At 64.7% G+C, this 18754-nt stretch carries 17 protein-coding genes; 11 read left to right on the top strand and 6 right to left on the bottom strand.

The genetic code is table 11. From position 1 onward, the window contains the following. The 3 genes from uvrA to earP all read right to left on the bottom strand — a co-directional run. Positions 1-3039: excinuclease ABC subunit UvrA (gene uvrA, locus C666_RS15045; protein ID WP_081593461.1), on the bottom strand; the 3039-nt coding region annotated here is incomplete at its 3' end. Between the two features lie 153 nt (positions 3040-3192). Continuing rightward, a complete protein-coding gene (gene efp / locus C666_RS15040; RefSeq protein WP_004342278.1) occupies positions 3193-3750 on the bottom strand; it encodes an elongation factor P in 558 nt (185 codons plus the stop codon). Between the two features lie 65 nt (positions 3751-3815). Continuing rightward, positions 3816-4991: an elongation factor P maturation arginine rhamnosyltransferase EarP gene (gene earP, locus C666_RS15035; RefSeq protein ID WP_038001189.1), complete on the bottom strand. Its 1176-nt coding sequence runs from the start codon at positions 4989-4991 to the stop codon at positions 3816-3818. A gap of 491 nt (positions 4992-5482) precedes the next feature. Between earP and C666_RS15030 the strand changes: the two genes are divergently transcribed. After that, positions 5483-6328 (top strand): hypothetical protein, encoded by an 846-nt coding sequence (locus tag C666_RS15030; RefSeq protein ID WP_004342272.1) that lies wholly within the window; start codon positions 5483-5485, stop codon positions 6326-6328. 16 nt (positions 6329-6344) lie between these two features. Here the strand turns inward: C666_RS15030 and C666_RS15025 are convergent, their stop codons facing one another. Next, positions 6345-7079, bottom strand: a complete 735-nt coding sequence (locus C666_RS15025; protein WP_028792383.1) for a 16S rRNA pseudouridine(516) synthase — start codon at positions 7077-7079, stop codon at positions 6345-6347. A gap of 61 nt (positions 7080-7140) precedes the next feature. Here C666_RS15025 and C666_RS15020 point away from each other — a divergent pair, with 61 nt between their 5' ends. From C666_RS15020 to C666_RS15000, 5 genes are all read left to right on the top strand, one after another. Then, positions 7141-7614 carry an SRPBCC family protein gene (locus tag C666_RS15020; protein WP_004342268.1) on the top strand — a complete coding sequence of 158 codons (474 nt, stop codon included), beginning with the start codon at positions 7141-7143 and terminating at the stop codon, positions 7612-7614. A 69-nt stretch (positions 7615-7683) separates the two neighbouring features. Next, positions 7684-8676, top strand: a complete 993-nt coding sequence (locus C666_RS15015; RefSeq protein WP_004342265.1) for a recombination-associated protein RdgC — start codon at positions 7684-7686, stop codon at positions 8674-8676. Positions 8677-9025: 349 nt separating this feature from the next. Then, on the top strand, positions 9026-9481 hold the full coding sequence (locus C666_RS15010; protein ID WP_004342263.1) for an NfeD family protein: 456 nt from the start codon (positions 9026-9028) through the stop codon (positions 9479-9481). 40 nt (positions 9482-9521) lie between these two features. Further along, complete coding sequence (locus C666_RS15005) at positions 9522-10385, top strand: SPFH domain-containing protein (RefSeq protein ID WP_004342260.1); 864 nt, start codon at positions 9522-9524, stop codon at positions 10383-10385. Between the two features lie 59 nt (positions 10386-10444). Continuing rightward, positions 10445-10828 (top strand): hypothetical protein, encoded by a 384-nt coding sequence (locus C666_RS15000; RefSeq protein ID WP_004342257.1) that lies wholly within the window; start codon positions 10445-10447, stop codon positions 10826-10828. Positions 10829-10858: 30 nt separating this feature from the next. Here C666_RS15000 and C666_RS14995 read toward each other — a convergent pair whose 3' ends face one another. Beyond that, complete coding sequence (locus C666_RS14995) at positions 10859-11860, bottom strand: DUF72 domain-containing protein (RefSeq protein ID WP_004342256.1); 1002 nt, start codon at positions 11858-11860, stop codon at positions 10859-10861. Positions 11861-11901: 41 nt separating this feature from the next. Between C666_RS14995 and C666_RS14990 the strand changes: the two genes are divergently transcribed. Then, positions 11902-13209, top strand: a complete 1308-nt coding sequence (locus C666_RS14990; protein WP_154666241.1) for an MFS transporter — start codon at positions 11902-11904, stop codon at positions 13207-13209. A 59-nt stretch (positions 13210-13268) separates the two neighbouring features. On the opposite strand, the gene C666_RS14985 is transcribed toward C666_RS14990, so the two are convergent. After that, positions 13269-13796 (bottom strand): DUF3016 domain-containing protein, encoded by a 528-nt coding sequence (locus tag C666_RS14985; protein WP_004342252.1) that lies wholly within the window; start codon positions 13794-13796, stop codon positions 13269-13271. 169 nt (positions 13797-13965) lie between these two features. Here C666_RS14985 and C666_RS14980 point away from each other — a divergent pair, with 169 nt between their 5' ends. From C666_RS14980 to C666_RS14965, 4 genes are all read left to right on the top strand, one after another. Continuing rightward, positions 13966-14613, top strand: a complete 648-nt coding sequence (locus tag C666_RS14980; RefSeq protein WP_004342250.1) for an acyl carrier protein phosphodiesterase — start codon at positions 13966-13968, stop codon at positions 14611-14613. 168 nt (positions 14614-14781) lie between these two features. Then, a complete protein-coding gene (locus tag C666_RS14975) occupies positions 14782-15345 on the top strand; it encodes an RNA polymerase sigma factor (protein WP_004342248.1) in 564 nt (187 codons plus the stop codon). Positions 15346-15347: 2 nt separating this feature from the next. Next, positions 15348-16424 (top strand): FecR family protein, encoded by a 1077-nt coding sequence (locus C666_RS14970; RefSeq protein ID WP_004342246.1) that lies wholly within the window; start codon positions 15348-15350, stop codon positions 16422-16424. Positions 16425-16511: 87 nt separating this feature from the next. Beyond that, positions 16512-18683 (top strand): TonB-dependent siderophore receptor, encoded by a 2172-nt coding sequence (locus tag C666_RS14965; RefSeq protein ID WP_004342245.1) that lies wholly within the window; start codon positions 16512-16514, stop codon positions 18681-18683. Positions 18684-18754 lie beyond the last annotated feature (71 nt).

Below are 18754 nucleotides of genomic sequence, written 5' to 3'. Positions count from 1 at the left end.
CGCGGCGGCACCGGCGTGCCCGGTGGCCGCCTCGGTACGCGTGCGCGCCAGCGCCGCCGCGTATTCGCGCAGCGCCGCACCGGTGTGCGAGCCGGCATCGGCGCGCACGGTTTCCGGCGGGCCTTCGGCCACGATCGCGCCGCCGTCCTCGCCGCCTTCCGGGCCGAGGTCGATGATCCAGTCGGCAGCGGCGATCACGTCCAGGTTGTGTTCGATGACGATCAGCGAATGGCCCGCCTGCAACAGCTTGTCGAAAGCGCCGAGCAGCTTGGCGACATCCTCGAAATGCAGGCCGGTGGTGGGTTCGTCGAACAGGAAGAGCAGGCCGGGTTCGGCTGCGGCCCCGGCTTTATCCCCGGTTTTCTCCCCAAAGTTATCCACAGGCCTGGATTTGCGTATAGTCTTCTTCTGCGCCGCCCCGGCGAGATGGCCGGCAAGTTTCAGGCGCTGCGCCTCGCCGCCGGACAGCGTCGGCACCGGCTGGCCCAGGCGCAGGTAGTCGAGGCCGACGTCGGCCAGCGGCGCGAGCGCGGCAAGCACCTTGGGATGCTCGCGGAACACATCCAGCGCCTCATGCACGGTGAGCTCCAGCACGTCCGCCACCGACAGCCCGTTCCATTTCAATTCAAGCACTTCCGGCCGATAGCGCTTGCCGTCGCAATCCGGGCAGCGCAGCCAGACATCGGACAGGAACTGCATCTCGACATGCTCGAAACCCGATCCGGTACAGGTCGGGCAGCGGCCATGGCCGGCGTTGAAGCTGAAGGTGCCCGGGGTGTAGCCGCGCTGCCTGGCTTCCGGCAAGGCGGCGAACAGGGCGCGGATCGGATCCCAGGCGCCGACGTAGCTGACCGGATTGGAACGCGAGCTCTTGCCGATCGGCGACTGGTCGACCATGACCACACCGCGCAAGTTATCCACATTCTCCAGGCGGTCGAAGGCCCCTGGCGCTTCGGTCGTCGCCTCGCCGAAATGCTTGGCCAGCGCCGGATACAGCACGTCCTGGATCAGCGTGGATTTGCCCGAGCCCGATACCCCGGTCAGGCAGGTCAGGCGCTGCAGCGGAAAGGCGGCGTCGACGTTACGCAGGTTGTGCTGGCGTGCGCCCGCCAGTACCAGCCGCGGCGTCGCCGCGTCGACCGGACGCGGCGGCCGGTCGATGTCGATGCGCTTGCGGCCGGCCAGCCACGGCCCGGTGACCGAGGCCGGATCGGCGGCGATCTCGGCCGGCGTGCCGCGCGCGACGATACCGCCGCCACGCTCGCCCGGGCCGGGGCCGATTTCCAGCAGTTCGTCGGCGGCGACCATCACCTGCGGATCGTGCTCGACCACCACCAGCGTGTTGCCGGCGTCGCGCAGCCGCGTCATCACGCCGAGGATGCGGCCGATGTCGCGCGGATGCAGGCCGATCGACGGCTCGTCGAGCACGAACAGGGTATTGACCAGCGAAGTGCCGAGTGCAGTCGTCAGGTTGATGCGCTGCACCTCGCCGCCCGACAGCGTACGCGACTGGCGGTCCAGCGTCAGGTAGCCGAGGCCGACGTCGGCGAGATAATCGAGGCGGCTGCGGATCTCGCCCAGCACCAGCTCGGTGGCCTCGTCCGCCACGCCGGGGATGCGCAGAGCGGCGACCGCCTCGCGGATGCGATCGATCGGCAACGCCATCAGTTCGTGAATGGCAATGCCGGCAGACGCCTCCGTAGGCGCGGTCTTGACCGCGATCGGCAGGCGCCATAACAAGGCATCGGGCTTCAACCGCGCACCGTGGCAGGCGGGGCATTCCGTGTAGCTGCGGTAGCGCGATAGCAGCACACGGATGTGCATCTTGTAGGCCTTGCTTTCCAGCCAGTCGAAGAAGTGGCGCACGCCGTACCACAGGCGGGGCCAGGAGCTGTCCCAGCTCTTCCACTTCGGATCGCCCTCGAACAGCCACTGGCGATGCTCGGGCGGCAGGTCGCGCACCGGGATGTTCATCGCCACGCCGTACTTCTTCGCCATCTTCGCCAGGTCGTCCTGGCACTCGCGGAAGCTTTCGGTCTGCCAGGGTTTGACCGCACCCCCGGCAAGCGTCTTCGATTCGTCCGGCACCACCAGGCCGTAATCGACGCCGATCACGCGGCCGAAGCCGCGGCAGGTGTCGCAGGCGCCGATCGGCGAATTGAACGAGAACAGGCCGGGCGTGGGGTCGGCGTAGTAGATGTCGCAGTCGGCGCAGTGCAGGCCGGAGGAATAGCGCCACACGGCTTCGCCGGCGGCGGCACCCGCCTGGGCGCCATCCGGTTTCACGCCCTCGCCCGAGGCATGCACGGACAGCCGGCCATGGCCGCGCTGCAGCGCAGTCTCCAGCGCCTCGGCCAGGCGGGCATCGTCGGCATTCGAGGCGCGGAAGCGGTCCTGCACCACCTGCAGCACATCGCCCTCGCCGCCGGCACCCGCGACGCGCTGCTGGATGCGCGTGTAGCCCTGCGCGCTGAGCAGGCCGGCGACTTCTTCCTCGCTGAAGTTGGCCGGCACCGGCACCGGAAAGCACACGACCAGGCGCGGATCGCCCGCCGCACTTGCACGCGCGCGCAGGTCGGCGGCGATGCTGGCGACCGAATCGCGCCGCACCGGCTTGCCGCAGCAGCGGCAGTGCAGATGCGCGGCGCGCGCGTACAGCAGCTTGAAGTGGTCGGCCAGCTCGGTCATGGTGCCGACCGTCGAGCGCGAAGTGCGTACCGGGTTGGTCTGGTCGATCGCGATCGCCGGCGGCACGCCCTCGATGCGGTCGACCTGCGGCTTGTCCATGCGGTCGAGGAACTGCCGCGCATAGGGCGAGAAGGTCTCGACGTAGCGCCGCTGGCCCTCCGCATACAAGGTATCGAACACCAGCGAGGACTTGCCCGAGCCCGACACACCGGTAACCACCGTCAGGCGGTTCAGCGGCAGGTCGAGCGAGAGGTTGCGCAGGTTGTTCTGGCGCGCGCCGCGGATGCGGATGGCGGCGGGGGTGCCGATGGAAACATCGGCGGAGACACGTCGGGTCTTGGAGGCAGGCATGGGGACGAAGGCAGGAACCGAGAACGCCATTCTAGTCGGGCAAACCGGCGTCCACCCCATTGCCCGGCACCGCTGCCGGATGCATTCCCTCGTGAAAGGGCAATAAAACACAAAAGGGCCCATCGGGCCCTCTTGCGGGACAGAACAGCGCGCTTACTTGACGCGGTTCTTGTACTCGTCGGTGCGGGTGTCGATTTCGATCTTGTCGCCGATCTCGACGAAGGCCGGCACCGGCAGTTCGAAACCAGTCCCGATCCGGGCCGGCTTCATGACCTTGCCCGAGGTGTCGCCCTTGACGGCCGGCTCGGTATAGACCACTTCGCGCACGACGCTGTTGGGCAGTTCGACCGAGATCGCCTTGCCGTTGTAGAACACGACTTCGCACTGCAGGCCGTCTTCGAGGTACTTCAGCGCATCGGTCATGTTCTCGGCTTCGACTTCGTACTGCTCGTAGTCGGCGTCCATGAACACGTACATCGGATCGGCGAAGTAGGAGTAGGTCACTTCCTTGCGGTCGAGCACCACGACTTCGAACTTGTCGTCGGCCTTGTAGACAGACTCGGACGGCGCGCCGGTGAGCAGGTTCTTGAGCTTCATCTTCACGACCGCAGAATTGCGGCCGGATTTGTTGTATTCGGCCTTCTGCACCACCAGCGGGTCGCTGCCGACCATGATGACGTTGCCCGAGCGGAGTTCCTGAGCGGTTTTCATGCTGTTTCCTGGATAAAATCGACGCGGCAATCGGCCGCATGTCTTTGAAATTTAGGCGCGGGATTTTACCCCGGCAGGGCCTTGATGTGCGAACAGAATCTTGTCAAGCGCGTCACGAGGTCGGGCTGGGCAGCAAGCGCATCGCACCAGCCGGCCGCATGCCGGCGCAGCACGGGCAGGGCGGCGGCAAATGCCGGCCAAGCATCGGCGAGCTTGCCACGGCCGTTCCAGGCCCGCCAGAAGCGTGCCAGCGCGTCCGCCTCCCTTTCCGCCAGCCCGCTGGCGTAGCTCGCCATGAAGGCGTCGAGCTTGTCGAAATGCGCGTCGTCCTGCTGCGCATAGATCTGCCAGACGAACGGCACGCCGGCCCACTGGGCGCGCACGAAGGAATCCTCGCCGCGCACGAAGTTGAGGTCGCAGGCCCACAGCAATGCGTCGTAGCCGTCCTGATCGGTGAAGGGCAGGACATGCACGCCCAGTTCCCCCATGCGCACGCTGCCGCCCGCACTCAGGCGGATTGGGCCGAGCGCGCGCTCGACGTCCGCCATGACCTTCCCTTCCGGGACGAAGACATGCATCCGCTGCGGCCCTTCCGCCCATGAGCGCAGCAAACCGGGCAGATCGGGCTGCCCATAGGCGAACAGCGACACGCACAACGCCCCTTCCTCTGGCGCCACGCCTTTGCTTGCGAACCAGTCCGCACGCCCCGCCCGGTCATGATGGAAGGCCGTGCGGCGCTCGAGGAGCCCCCGCTCGCGCAGCAATCCCCCGCTCCCGTCGTCGAACCCCGGAAAGAAGAAATGCTTGACCAACGGCAGGCGCGGATGCGGCGAAGCCATCGCATGGCAGCCGGACACCCAGTCCTCGGCCGACAGGTATTCGAGATTGATCCATACCGGCGCCGGTTGCCGCCGCGCCATGGTGTGCAGGTGCTCCGCCGGAATGTCGCAGGCAAAGGCCTCGATGACGACGCCCGCCGGCTCCACCAGGGGAAACGGTGCCGCCCAGTGCCGCAACTCGACACCGGCCACGATCCCGCCACGGCCTGGGTCGATGGCCGCGACCGGCGGACAGATGCGCGCCAGCACGGCCCAGTCGTCCACCCACAAGCGGACACCGGCCCCCGTCCGCCCGGCCAGATCCCGCGCCAGCCGCCAGCAGACGCCGATATCCCCAAAATTATCCACAACCCGGCAGAAGATCTCCCATGCGGGAGCGGATGAACGACAAGTGGAACTCATGGATGTGGATAGTTCTGAATGGAAAGGGAGGAAAGCTTGTGAACAAAAGAGAAAAAGCGGCCATACCGAAAAACCATGGACAATCTGCGCACATGGATCCGACATCCTTGTCCACGTCTTTTTCCCGCGCTCAAAACGTTGGATCTCAAGGGCTCGAGAGACTTATCCACAGTTTTCGGACTACTGTTTACATCTTTATCTTTTAAATTAAAAGAAAAACAGAACAAACAAACCCTCCGCCCTCTTCGAGCCCTCCTTCCTTTTCCCCGAGCGAAATACCAATCGATTCGATCCTGCATAGAATGCTCCGAACCGGACATAAGACGGAGGCGACCATGAACGGACGGCATTTCACGCCATGCATCCTGCTTCTGGTGCTCACGGGATGTGCAAGCACACCAGCCCCGCCGTTGCCGGACGCCGCAGCAGTGCCACCACATTCGGAGGATGGCGATGCATCCGTTGCTGGAAGCGCAGAAGACGGCGGGTTCGTGGATACCACGCGCCGAAAGGTACGCGGTTTTGCGCACTGGCTGGGCGAAGAGGTCAACGACTGGTTCGGCGACAAGCCCTTTTCAGACGGCGGCAAGGTTTCGCATGGCCGCCTCAGCATGCGCGTGCGATGGCAGGAAGACGAAGGCAGCAGCACCAGCGTGCGTTTCCGGGCGCGTTTCAGCCTGCCCAACCTCAAGGACAAGGCCTATGTCTTCTTCGGCCAGGAAAACGAAAGGGAACTGATCTCGGACCAGCCCGAAGCTTTCACGCGCGAGCAGCAGCTCCTGTCCGAAAGCCGCAGGACCGACCAGACGGGGTTTCTCGGCCTGGGTTTCAACCTGCGCGACTACGTCGATCTCCGGGTCGGGGTGCGAGGGGGCATCAAGCCCTATGCCCAGGCCCGTTATCGGCGCGAGTGGATGCTGTCGGCGTCGAACCGGGCGGAACTGAGGGAAACGGTGTTCTGGCGCGCCAGCGACGGTTTCGGTTCGACCACGTCGATCAACCTGGAGCACGCCTATTCACCGTTCTTGTCGCTCAAATGGCAGAACGCGGCAACCATCACCAAGGAGACCGATGGTTTCGCGTGGTCGAGCAGCGTCGGCCTGTTCAGGGCCTTCGGCGACACCCGGCTGTTGTCGGTCGAGGCCCTGGCCAGCGGTGAAACCGGTTCGGATACGGATGTCGGCGAATACGGTATCCGCCTGAAGTGGCAGCGGCCCGTCTACCGCGACTGGCTGCTGGCCGAATTGATCCTGGGCCATTTCTGGCCCAGGAACGACGACGAGCCCGAACGCAAGCGGAGCTGGGCCGCGGGTGCGGGGCTGGAGATGCGTTTCTGACCGCTGGCCGGGTGGATCAGCCGAAATCGGCCAGTCTTTCCAGGTCGGCGCTTTCGAGCCAGCGCCATTCGCCCGGTGCCAGGGCCGGGTCGAGCGGTAGCCCGCCCACTCGGCTGCGGTGCAAGGCCTCCACCCGGTTGCCCGCCGCGGCGATCATGCGCTTGACCTGGTGATACTTGCCTTCGCAGATCGTCAGCCTCAAGGCGGTCTCGCCAGTGAGTTCGCATGCCGCGGCGGCAATCGGCGCCGGTTCGTCATGCAGCTCGACGCCGGCCAGCAGGCGCGCGGCGAATTCCTCGCCCACCGCGTGTTTCAGCACCACTTCGTAGACCTTGGGCGTGCGCTTCTTGCCCGAACTCCACTGGTGGATGAACTGGCCGTCGTCCGACAGCAGCATCAGCCCGGTCGTATCCTGGTCCAGCCGGCCGACGCACTGCACGTCGCGCAGCAGCATCTGCTGCGGCAGCAGCGTGAATATCGAGGGGTGGAAGGTCGGCTTGTGCGAGCACTCGTAGCCCGTGGGCTTGTGCAGCATCAGGTAGGCCTTGGCGCGGTAGCGCCAGCTTTCGTCGCCGACGCTGAATTCAAGGCCCGGCAAGCCATCGCTGCTGCCCGGATCGAAATCCGCCGAAGGATCGCTGCATGGAACGCCGGCGACGCTGACATGGCCGGCACGGATCAGAGCGCGGCATTCCTTGCGGCTGCCGAAACCCTGTGAATGGAGAAGTCGTTCGATCTGCATGGCGTGCATGTTATCCCGGCCGCCATGGCCATCGGGGTAAACTGTGGCGCTCGCCGTCCAGGAGATGCCCGTGAATTTCGAACACCTGGTCGAGGTCAATGATCTCGCCAACCCGCTGCAGGCCCCGCTGACCCGCGAGGAGCTGTGGTTCGGCCTGCTGTGCCGGGCCGAGGATGCGCGTGCCTTCCTGCCGGGGCTGGAGGCCTGCCGCATCATCGAACGCCATGCCAGCGGGCTCGTGCGCGACCTGCACTTCGGCACCACGGTCATCCGCGACCGCGTGAGCTTCGAGACGATGGAATGGGTCTGCTTCGAATCCGAGGCCAATGCGGAACACGCGGGCGGCAGCCTGACCATCAGCATCGAGGAGCCCGAAGCCGGCGCCCTGTTCCTGCGCTTCCGCTACCGGACCACGCTGCCCGAAGGCGCGGGTACGGAAGACGGCCGCTATGCGGAATTCGTGCGCTCGGCTTACCACCAGTCGGACGTCGACACCGTCCGCGTCATCCGCATGATCGCCGAATCCGGCGGCTTGCAGCAGTAAAGGCAAACCTTACCGCGCCCGTCGCAGCCGCGGCGGGCGTGCTTTCGTTCACGACAAGGAAAACACCCCATGTGGTTCAAGAACCTGCAGATCTACCGCCTGCCCACGAACTGGGACATGAGCGCCGAGCGCCTCGAAGAACAGTTGGCGAAAAAGCCCTTCCACCCCTGCGGCAGCCAGGACATGGAAAGCCGCGGCTGGCTGTCACCGTTGAACAACGACGTGCTGGTGCATGCGGTCGGCGGCCAGTGGCTGGTGTCGCTGGGCTTCGAGCACCGCCTGCTGCCTTCGGCCGTGGTCAAGCAAGAGGCCGACGAACGCGCGGAAGAAATGGCCGAACAGCAGGGCTACAAGCTGGGCCGCAAGCAGATGAAGGAGCTGCGCGAGCAGGTCACGCAGGAACTGCTGCCGCGCGCCTTTACCCGCCGCCGGCGCATGTTCGCCTGGATCGATCCGGTCAATGGCTGGCTGGTCATCGATGCTGCTAGCCAGAGCAAGGCCGAGGATGTGCTCGAACACCTGCGCCACACCCTCGACAGCTTCCCGCTGACGCTGCTGCGCACCGAGCTGTCGCCGATGTCGGCGATGGCCGACTGGCTGGCCGGCGGCGAGGCACCGGCAGGCTTCACCATCGACCAGGACTGCGAGCTGCGCTCCATCGCCGAGGACAAGGCGGCCGTGCGCTATGTACGCCACACCCTGGAAGGCGACGAAGTGAAGGGGCATCTGGAAGCGGGCAAGCTGCCGACGCGGCTGGCGCTGACCTTCGACGACCGCATCAGCTTCGTGCTGACCGAAAAACTCGAGATCAAGCGCCTGGACTTCCTCGATGTGGTCCGCGACCAGATCGACGGCGAAAAGGAAGACGCCGAAGCACTGTTCAACGCCGAGTTCGCGCTGATGACCGGCGAGCTGGCGCATCTCCTGCCTGCGGTGGTGCAGGCCTTGGGAGGCGAGATTGCCGCCGAGCTGGTGGGTCGCAAGGCTGAGACGGTTCCGGCCGCACCGGTGCCGTCTTCGCCTGCTTCCGTGCCCGTCACGACGGACGATCCTCCGTTCTGAGGTTTTACCGATCCTTGTTGAAACATGCTCCGGCAAGGGGCAGGGCATGTTTTCTTTTGGGTGTACATAGGTTTTATATATTTAAAAGACTGTAAACATCATGTACGGCCCGTTTCTGTGGATAAGGCGTTTTTCTCATTGAACAACAAAGTGTTGAACGCTGAGCAAGCGGGTGCATATCATCCTTGGGAAGCGGGGATGCTTTGTTGATGGAAAATGCCCTCGAGCGCAAAGTGGCACTTGTCCACAACTTCCTCCCCGCCTGGACCACAGCTTTCCCACCGCCTTTCCGGCCGAACCCGTCTGCAGATCGAATCCGTTCGGCGCCGAGCTGCGCTAAAGTCGCGTCATGGACAACACACTGATCATCGAATGGTGGCACTGGGAGATCGTCGGCGTCGGGCTGGTGCTGCTCGAACTGGCGATCCCGGCCTTTTTCGTCATCTGGTTCGGTTTCGGCGCGCTGCTGGTCGGGTTGCTTCTGCTGGCCGCGCCAGAGCTGTCCCTGGCCGCGCAGGTGGCTGCCTGGGCGTTTGCCTCGGTGGCGATGGCGGTGCTGTGGTTCCGGGTGTTCAAGCGCTCGCAGCACAAGACCCTGATCGGCACCGCCGCGGGCGAAGTCATCGGCGAAGTGGGGCTGCTCGTCAGCGCGGTCGCGCCCTTCCAGCGCGGCAAGGTGCGCTTCCAGCGTCCGGTGCTCGGCGCGGAGGAATGGGCCTGCATGGCCGAAAGCGCGATCGCGGCCGGCGAGCGGGTGCGCGTCGTCAGCGTCGAAGGCAGTTTCGTCAAGGTGGCGAAAGCCTGATCATCCCGACATACGACATCTCAACACGAGGAAAATACCCATGTCCGAAGGCCTCGCCATTGCGCTTGCCGTCCTGATCTTCATCGTCATCACCATCGCCAAGGGCGTCAGGCTCGTTTCGCAGGGCGAGGAATGGGTGGTGGAGCGGCTCGGCAAGTACCACGCCACCTTGCGCCCCGGCCTCAACATCCTGATTCCCTACCTGGACAACGTCGCCTACAAGCTGGTGACCAAGGACATCATCCTCGACGTGCAGGAGCAGGAAGTGATCACCCGCGACAATGCGGTGATCCTGACCAATGCCATCGCCTTCGTGAAGGTCACCGATCCGGTCAAGGCGGTATATGGGGTCACCGATTTTTCGGAGGCGATCCGCAATCTGATCATGACGACGCTGCGTTCGATCGTCGGCGAAATGGAACTGGACGAAGCGCTGTCCTCGCGCGACAAGATCAAGGCCAGGCTGCGCGAAAGCATCGCCGACGAGGCGGTGGACTGGGGGCTGACGGTGAAGTCGGTCGAGATCCAGGACATCAAGCCTTCGCCGTCGATGCAGAAGGCGATGGAACTGCAGGCCGCGGCCGAGCGCGAGCGCAAGGCGGCGGTGACCAAGGCGGAAGGCGCCAAGCAGGCGGCCATCCTCGAAGCCGAGGCGCGGCTCGAATCCGCCAAGCGCGACGCCAGCGCCCAGGTGATGCTGGCCGAAGCCTCGGCCGAATCGATCCGCCGCGTGGCGGTCAGCATCGGCGACCAGACCACGCCCATGCTCTACCTGCTGGGCGAAAAATACATCGCCTCGCTGGAGAAGCTGGGCGAGGGCAGTGCTTCCAAGGTCGTCGTCATGCCGGCCGACCTGCAGGAAACCTTGCGCGGCCTCGTCGGCAAGCTGGGCGCGCGCGGCTGACGGCCGCGACTGCCGCAAGGATGAATCGAATCAAGCTAAACCAAGCCAGGAAGAAAACTATGAAGCTCAGTATCCGGAATGCGCGGCGCAGCCTGCTGGCCGCTGTGGCCTTGTCCGTCGCCGCTGGCGGCGCGATGGCGCAGACTTTGATCACCGACAAGGCCGAGGTCGAGAAGCTGTTGGGCGGCGCGACCTTCATCGGCGTCTATCTGCGCACCGAATCCGCCTACACGCTCAACTTCGGCGCCGACGGCAAGCTGACCGACGCCAGCGGCGCCAACGGACGCTGGTGGGTCGATGAGCAGGGGCAGTACTGCCGCGAATGGCTGGACGGCAAACTCAAGGGCAATTCTGGCTGCATGGGCGTCGAGTTCGAGGACGGCCAGCTCGCCTTGTATTCCAAGGGCAAGAAGGTTTCCGAAGGCATCCTGACCGGCAAGTGAGGCCGCCCGGGAGGGCGGTATTGCCCGGGCTCAAGACCGCAGCTCGCGGACGGCTTCGGCCAGCGCGCATACCGACAGCGGCGAACTGCCTTCGGCCTTGTTGCTGAGCGTCACATAAGCGTTCTGGCCTGCGCCGACGGTGCCGGCGATCACCCGCGCCAGCGTGGCGCGGGTGTCCAGGTCCGGATCGACCAGCTTGTCGTAGGGCGCGTATTTGCGGCGCGCCTCCTCGTAGCCGAAGGCGCCGTGCAGCGGATTGAGGTTCCAGCGGCACACCAACGGCCCCGGCCACAGCGCACGCAGGATGGGGAGCTGCTCGGCGATGCGCGGCATCTTGGCGTGCAGGCCCATGCAATAAGTCGCGCCGCCGTCGCGCAGCGCTTGGGTGAAGGCCGGCACCAGCCATTGCGGGTCGCGTACCTCCACCGCCACCACGCCGTCGGGTGCGGTGGCATGCAGGTCGGGGATGGCCGCCAGCATCGCATGCAGGCGGGCGATCAATTCCGGTATCCGCGCCAGCCAGGCGCTGGGCAAAGGACTGATCTGGAACACCAGCGCACCGGCCTTGGCCCCCAGGCCGGCCAGCGAGGGTTCGATGAAATCGCGCAGCGCCGGTCCGGCGGCGAGAAAGTCGGGGTTCGGCCGTCGCCCGCGGCCGGATTCGTCGCGCAGCCAGGCGTCCGTCACCGCGGCCGGCGCCTTGATGACGAAGCGGAAGTCGGCCGGTACCTGTGCCGCGTAGTCCGCGAACTGGGACGTGCTCAGCGGCCGGTAGAAACCGCGGTCGATCCCGACGGTGCGCAGCAGCGGATGCTGCGCATATGCCGGTAGGCCATAGCGGGACAGCAGCGCATCCGGGTAGTCGCGCTTCCATACCAGTCCGGCCCAGCCGGGATAGTTCCATGATGAGGTGCCAAAGCGCAGCCGGGCAGGCAGCGCGGCGGCCAGCTCGATCAGCGCCGGATCGGGCGCTGTGGCTTCGACCACCGGCGGCAGGCCGGCGCCGTCATCGGCGAAAAGCGAGTTCTGCATGGCTGGTGAGAGACAGGCGCAATGAGCGGAATTCTAAGCTGATGCGCCATAATCGCCCGCTCGAAACACCCGCGGAGACGGAATTGAGCGTGCGCGAGCGGCTGGCAGTATTGCAGGAGCGGGATTTCGTCTTTTTCCTGAGCGCGAAGATCCTGGTTACGCTGGCCGCCGAGATGGTCAGCGTCGCAGTCGGCATGCAGGTGTATGAGCTGACCGGCGACTTGCTCGCGCTTGGCCTGGTCGGGCTGGCGCAGTTCCTGCCGTTCGTGGTGCTGATCCTGCCTGCCGGCCAGGTGGCGGATCGCAAGGAGCGCAGCCGTATCATCGCCGTGTGCTTCGCGCTGCAAGGCTTGGCGTCGGCCGCGCTGCTCGCCATCACGCTGTCGGGCTGGCGCGAGGTCGGCCTGATCTACGCGGTGCTGGTGCTGCTCGGCTGCGCGCGGGCGTTCATGATGCCGGCCAGCCAGGCGGTGCTGATCAACCTGGTGTCGGCGCCGCGCTTTGCGCAGGCGGTGGCGCTGCATTCCTCGTCTTTCCACATTGCGGTGATCGTCGGCCCAGTGCTTGGTGGCATCGTCTATCTCGGTGGGCCGCATGCGGTCTATGTGGCCTCGACCACGCTGTTCTTCTGCGCGGTGCTGCTCATGAGCCGGGTGCGCAGCGGCTTGCGCCACGTCGCTGCCCAGGAAGGCGATCGCGGCGCCGGCGCGGTGTTCGAAGGCCTGCGCTTCGTGTTCTCGCGTCCGGTGGTGCTGGGAGCGGTGTCGCTCGACCTGTTCGCGGTGCTGTTCGGCGGCGCCGTGGCACTGCTGCCGGCGATGGCGACCGACGTGCTGCATACCGATGCCGCTGGCCTCGGCCTGCTGCGCGCAGCAACGGCGGTAGGCGCCGCACTGGCTGCGGCAATGCTGGTCTGGCGACCCATCCGCCGGAACGTCGGGCCCTGGATGTTCGGTGGCGTGGCCCTGTTCGGCGCATCGATGGTGCTGTTCGGCCTGTCCACCAGCCTGCTGCTGTCCGTCATCGCGCTGGCGCTGAGCGGCGCGGGCGACATGGTCAGCGTCTATGTGCGCCAGATCCTGGTACAGCACGAGACGCCGGACGAGATCCGCGGCCGCGTCAGCGCGGTCAATTCGGTGTTCATCGGCGCTTCGAACCAGCTCGGTGACTTCGAATCCGGCGTCGCCGCGCGCCTGCTCGGCCTGGTGCCGGCGGTCGTGTTCGGCGGTGCAGCGACGCTGGCTGTCGCCGGCGGGTGGATGAAGCTGTTTCCGGTGCTGGCGCGAATGGACACGTTTCCGCATCTTCTTGCAGCGGAAGCCAGGGAGCGCAAGAACGAAACACTGTAGGAGGGGGGTCCGATCGGACCCTCCTCCTCATGGTCGATCAGGTGGCGCCTCGCACATTCTCATGGATGGTGTGATGCCAGGTTGTCGCTTTGGGGACGGCAGAAGCGCTTGTCGAACCAGTCGCGCAACATGGCCTGCTCATAGGGCAGTGGCTTGCTGTCGTGGCGCACCCAGGCGCTGCGGCGCAGATAGCTCACGTCCCTCAGCCGCTCGCGGCCGCTTTCCAGCACGGTGCCATCGGCCGTGTGCCTGGTGAATTCGAACTCCAGCCGTGGCCATGTGATGTCGGTCATCACCCGCAGGTTGTCGTTGCCGTGGTGCCACCATTCCTGGCGCCCGGCGAGGTCGACGCCGATCACCCGTACTTCGAAGCGTTCGCCCGGTTTCAGGCAACGTCTGGCTTCGGTAGCGAAGTGACGTTCGAGCGCCTTGAGGTTGCGTTCCCGGTCGTATCCGTAGCGGCCGATGTCGATATAGCCTTCCGGCTCGACGAATTCCACCGTGACCTGGGGCGGTGGCTCTGCCGCGGCTGTGAGGGGGAAGGCCAGCAGCACGATGGCTGCGGTAAGAAGGTGTTTGCGGAGCATGGCTGTTCTCCGTTGCTCATATAATCCTTCGACAAGGCTGCGGCGCGAAAAGTGCAGGCGCGGCGGTGCCGATGGGTGCTTCAGCTTCCGCCCGCAATGAAGAATCCGCTGTGTGCAAGGATGGTATGCGCGACGCTTGCACATCTTTCCACCTTCCGGCTCCAGTGCCATGAACTATCTAGCCCACGCCTTCCTGGCCGGCCCTCTGTCCTCGGACCGTGTCGGTGGCATTGCCGGCGACTTCGTCAGAGGCCCGCTCGACCCGCTGCCGGCCGGCATCGGCCCCCTGCTCGGTGCCGGCCTCGTCCTGCACCGCCGCATCGACGCCTACGCCGACACCCACCCCGCTTTCCAGCGCAGCCGCACCCGGGTCAGCGTGCAACGCCGCCGTGTTGGCGGCATCATGGTCGACCTGTTCTACGACCATTTCCTGGCCGTGCATTGGCGGCGGCTGGCGGGAAACCTGCCCGGCGAAAGCGCGCTGGAAAGCTTCACCGCCAATACCTACCGGCTCATCGCCACCCATCCCGAACCGCTGCCGCCCACGTTTTGCGAGGTGTTCGCCCGCATGGCTGCGCAGGACTGGCTGGCCAGTTATCGCGATCCGGCTTCAGTGGCCTTGGCGCTCGACCGCATCGGCGAATACCGCCTGCGCCAGCCCAACCAGTTGAAGGGCGCCGGGGAGGAGCTGCTGGAGAATTACGCGGGTTTTGAAGAGGATTTCATGGCGTTCCTGCCGGATGCGCTGGCGTTTGCCGCCTCCGTGCAGCGGGAGCGCTTCCGCGCGCAAGACCCGGGCCGCGCGGACATGGACTGAATCCGCGCAGGCAAGGTTGTTTGCATCATGGCCGCACGGTGATCTATAGTTTTACGGCTCTGGCTAGGCCAGAGATTCCTTGCTTGAATATCCAGCCCTCTGCCAACGCCGCACATTCGACGCCAGCCAGTGAGGGACTCTTGGCCCCTTCACCGCCTTGTCCGTTTCGTGTTCGAGCGCTATTACCGAGAACTGCTGAACTTCCTTGCCCATAGGGTTCGGGACCGCGATACCGCGGCCGACCTCGCGCAAGAGAGTTTCGCCCGCGTTTATGCCGCGGAAAGATCCGGCACGGCCATACGGGATCCGCGCGCGCTGCTGTATCGCACTGCACGCAATCTGCTGACCGACGAATACCGGCGCAGCAATGCTCGCGAACCATCCGGCATCGATGATGAGCCTGACAGCGCTCTTTTCGAGGCGGACGAGCATGCGGGGCCCGATGCGCTGGAGCCGGAAACCCGGTTTTCCGCGCGTCAGCGCTTCGAGGCGGTTGCCATGATCGTGGACAAGCTGCCGCCCCGCTGCCGGGAGGCCTTCATCTTGGTCAAGTTTGACGGCCTGACCCACGCGGAAACGGCCGAACGCATGGGCATCGCCGTCAAGACCGTGGAGATGCAGGTGCAGATCGCCCTGGAAGCCTGTTGGGAAGGCCTGGAAGCATTGGATGGCGACCCCGTGGGCGGTCCATCGCGCAAGGGCCGGGCGAAGAAAGAGAAGCAAGGAAAATAGACGTGCCGCAGTCGACCGCCACCCCGCCATCGGACGATACCCAGCGCCTGCGCAAGGAGGCGATGGACTGGTTTGTCCGCCGGCGGGACGCAGGCTGGCAGTCCGACCAGGAGCCCGCCTTCCAGGCCTGGCTGGCGGCCGATCCGCGCCATACCGAAGCCTATCAGCGCTGTAGCCGGCAATGGAACGAACTGGACGGCATGCCCGCCGACCTGCTGGCAAACATGCGCCGCAACCTGGTGCGGGACAAGGCCCGGCCTGCCGCCGGTCAGGCACCGGCGGTGCCGTCACGCCGCCGCTTTCTGCTGTGGCCTGCGTATTCGGCCATGGCCGCCGTCGTGGGGGGCGTGGGCTATGTGACTTGGCAGCACCTCCAGGCACAGCCCATCTATACACAGGCTTTCCAGACGGCACGGGGCCAGCAGCAGAACGTGCAGTTGAGCGACGGCACCCGCTTGCGGCTCGATACCGCCACCCGGCTGGAGGTGAGCTATTACCGCCAGCGGCGGGAGGTCAGGATCATCGGCGGCCAGGCGGTTTTCGAGGTACAGGCCGCGGTGGGCAGCCCTTTCCACGTGTTGGCCGGGCCGATGCGGGTGACTGTGGCGGGCACACGGTTCTTGGTGCGCTACACGCCCGATTTGCCCGGCAACGCCAGTGTGCAAGTGGCGGTGGAAGAAGGCGCGGTGCGCGTCGCGCGTCTTGTTCCGGCGGAAGCGGAGCAAGGTCGCTACGACCTGCTGGCGGGCACCTTGTTGCTTGCCGGACAGCAGATCGCCGCTGACGAGCAGGGCGAACTGGGGCCGATCGCGGCGGTCGTGGCCGACGGCATCGCGCCGTGGCGCGAACAGCGTGTCAGTTTCGTGGACGTGCCCCTGGGGCAGGCGCTGGCCGAACTGGAGCGCTACCGCAGTACCGGCCTGGTGGTGCCCGACCCGGCGGTGGCCGCGCTGCGGTTGTCCGGCACGTTCGACCCGATGAATCCGGCGGCGCTGCGTGCCGCCCTGCCTCGCGTGCTGCCGGTCCGGCTGCACGATAGAGGGGGACATTTCGAAGTAGCCCCCATCCGAATGAAATAAGAATTTTTCTCATTCATTACAGGGTTATGGGCTGCTGTTGCGTCCACACAGGTAGCGAACATTGTTTTCTACCTGGAGACCCACTGCATGAACCGCCATCCCATGCGCCCATCGCCGCGTGCCATCGCCCGCATCGCGGCCCTGGCCTTTGCCCTCGGCGCCCCATCGCTACACGCGCAAACCCACGCCGCGCCGATGCGGATCCAGATTGCCGCACAGCCTTTGGCGCAGGCGCTCAACGACTGGGCACGGCAGACCCGCTTCCAGCTCGTGGTGCAGCAAAGCGCAGTGGCCGGCAGGATCGCGCCCGCCGTATCGGGAAACCTGAGCCCGCAACAAGCGTTGGACCAACTGCTGGTGGGTAGCGGCCTATGGGGGCGTTTCGATGATGCCATCGTGACCATCGAACCCAAGTCTGCAGCCAAGGAGAGCATGCTGCCGCAAGTGCAGGTGATCGCTCATGGTGTAAGGGATGAGGTAACCGAAGGTACTGGGGCGTACACCATTGGCAGCACCAATGCGGCGACGGGCATGAACCTCTCGCTGCGCGAAACCCCGCAATCCGTTTCCGTCATCACCCGCCAGCGCATGGACGACCAGCAGCTGAATTCGCTGGCCGATGTGCTCGAGCAAACCCCTGGCATCATGGTTTTCAAGCAAGGGCCAGCGGTCGGTGGATATCAGGACATTTACGCCCGTGGATATGCACTCAACAGCTATCAAGTCGATGGCATGCCAAGTTCAATAAGTGCCTGGGGAGTGAATTCCTTAGGTGGATACCTGGACACGGCCATTTATGACTCGATTGCCGTAGTTCGCGGCGCAACAGGGCTGTTGAACGGCGCGGGCGATCCGGCCGCCAGCGTCAGTTTTGTACGCAAACGCCCAACCAGGGAGTTCCAGGCCTCAATCGAAAGTGCCATGGGCCGGTGGAAGCAACGCCGCGCGGTGGCTGACGTGGGGGGGCCGTTGAATGCAGCAGGTAATCTGCGTGGCCGGTTGGTGGCCGCACACGATGAAGCGGAATCCTGGATAGACCGCTACGAGGGCGACAAGCAGATCGTTTATGGCGTGCTGGATGCCGATCTAAGCGAAAAAACCTTGCTGACCCTGGCACTGGAGCACGGTCGGGAGAACAGCAATGCCTACGAATCAGGATACGGATATCCGGTGGTTTACTCCGGATTCGCCAGTCTGGGGCACGTTGTGCCTACACCATTTGGACGACATGACAGTCCGTTGCCCGAATGGGGCGAGTTCGATAATAAAAGAACGGCTGCATCGTTGGGCCTGGAACATCGATTCGACGAAAACTGGAGGATCAAGCTCAGTTACAGCCACACCGAACGGGAACTTCGATACAAGAGGGGCATGGTCCAGGGGATCAACATGGATGGAACGGCGGCCAGGGCGATGATGATCCGTGGTGCCGACAAGACGGAAGTGGATGCCTTCGATGTCCGTCTGGACGGTCAGTACTCACTATTCGGCAGGAAGCACGATCTGGCAGTCGGCTTCAATGGCTCGCAGATCGATCAGCGAGGCCGCCCCAATTACTACGGAATAATGATCATCAGAAATCAGATTCCGATCGTGAATGGTATTCCCCTGTTTGTGGAGCCGGACTGGAATGCGATTGCCAGCACGGACGGATCGTATTCGGCGTACGAGACGAATCAATCCGGCTTCTATGCCAGCACGCGATTGCGTCCAACAGACGACCTGTCGCTGATCCTCGGTGGGCGCTGGAGCAACTGGCGTTATCGTGCCGAGACCAGGCCGGCGGGTACAGTGACCGATGATCGAGAATACAATAACGAGTTTACGCCCTATGCGGGTGTCGTCTATGACCTGACCCGTAATGTTTCGGCGTATGCCAGCTATACAGGCGTCTTCAACCCGCAGGCGGTGAAGGATGTCGGTGGTGGATTGCTGGACCCAGAAGAAGGCAAGAACTACGAACTGGGCTTCAAGGGGGAATGGTTCGGCGGCCTTCTGAATGCCAGTATTGCCGCGTTCGAGACGCGAAAGGAAAATCTGGCAGTACTGGATGAGGAAAATTTCACTCCCGACGGCGACCAAGCCTACCTTGCAGAGGATGAAACGAAGACGCGGGGCTGGGAACTGGAGGCGGCAGGGGAACTGGCACGAGGGTGGCATCTGCACGGCGGCTATACCCGAACCCTTTCGCGTGACAGTGATGGTGGGCGTCTCTGGACAGACAGGCCCATTCACATGTTCAAACTGTTCAGCAGCTGACCTGCCCCCTTCAGCCGTGCCAATGTTGAGTTAGCGAGTCCAAGGGTTTGGAGATTACTGGATCTCCGGTT

The organism is Thauera linaloolentis 47Lol = DSM 12138 (genome assembly GCF_000310205.1).
GTDB classification, from domain to species: domain Bacteria; phylum Pseudomonadota; class Gammaproteobacteria; order Burkholderiales; family Rhodocyclaceae; genus Thauera; species Thauera linaloolentis.
The sequence above is the reverse complement of the archived record's forward strand: the minus strand, read 5'-3'. Positions and strand labels throughout refer to the sequence as shown.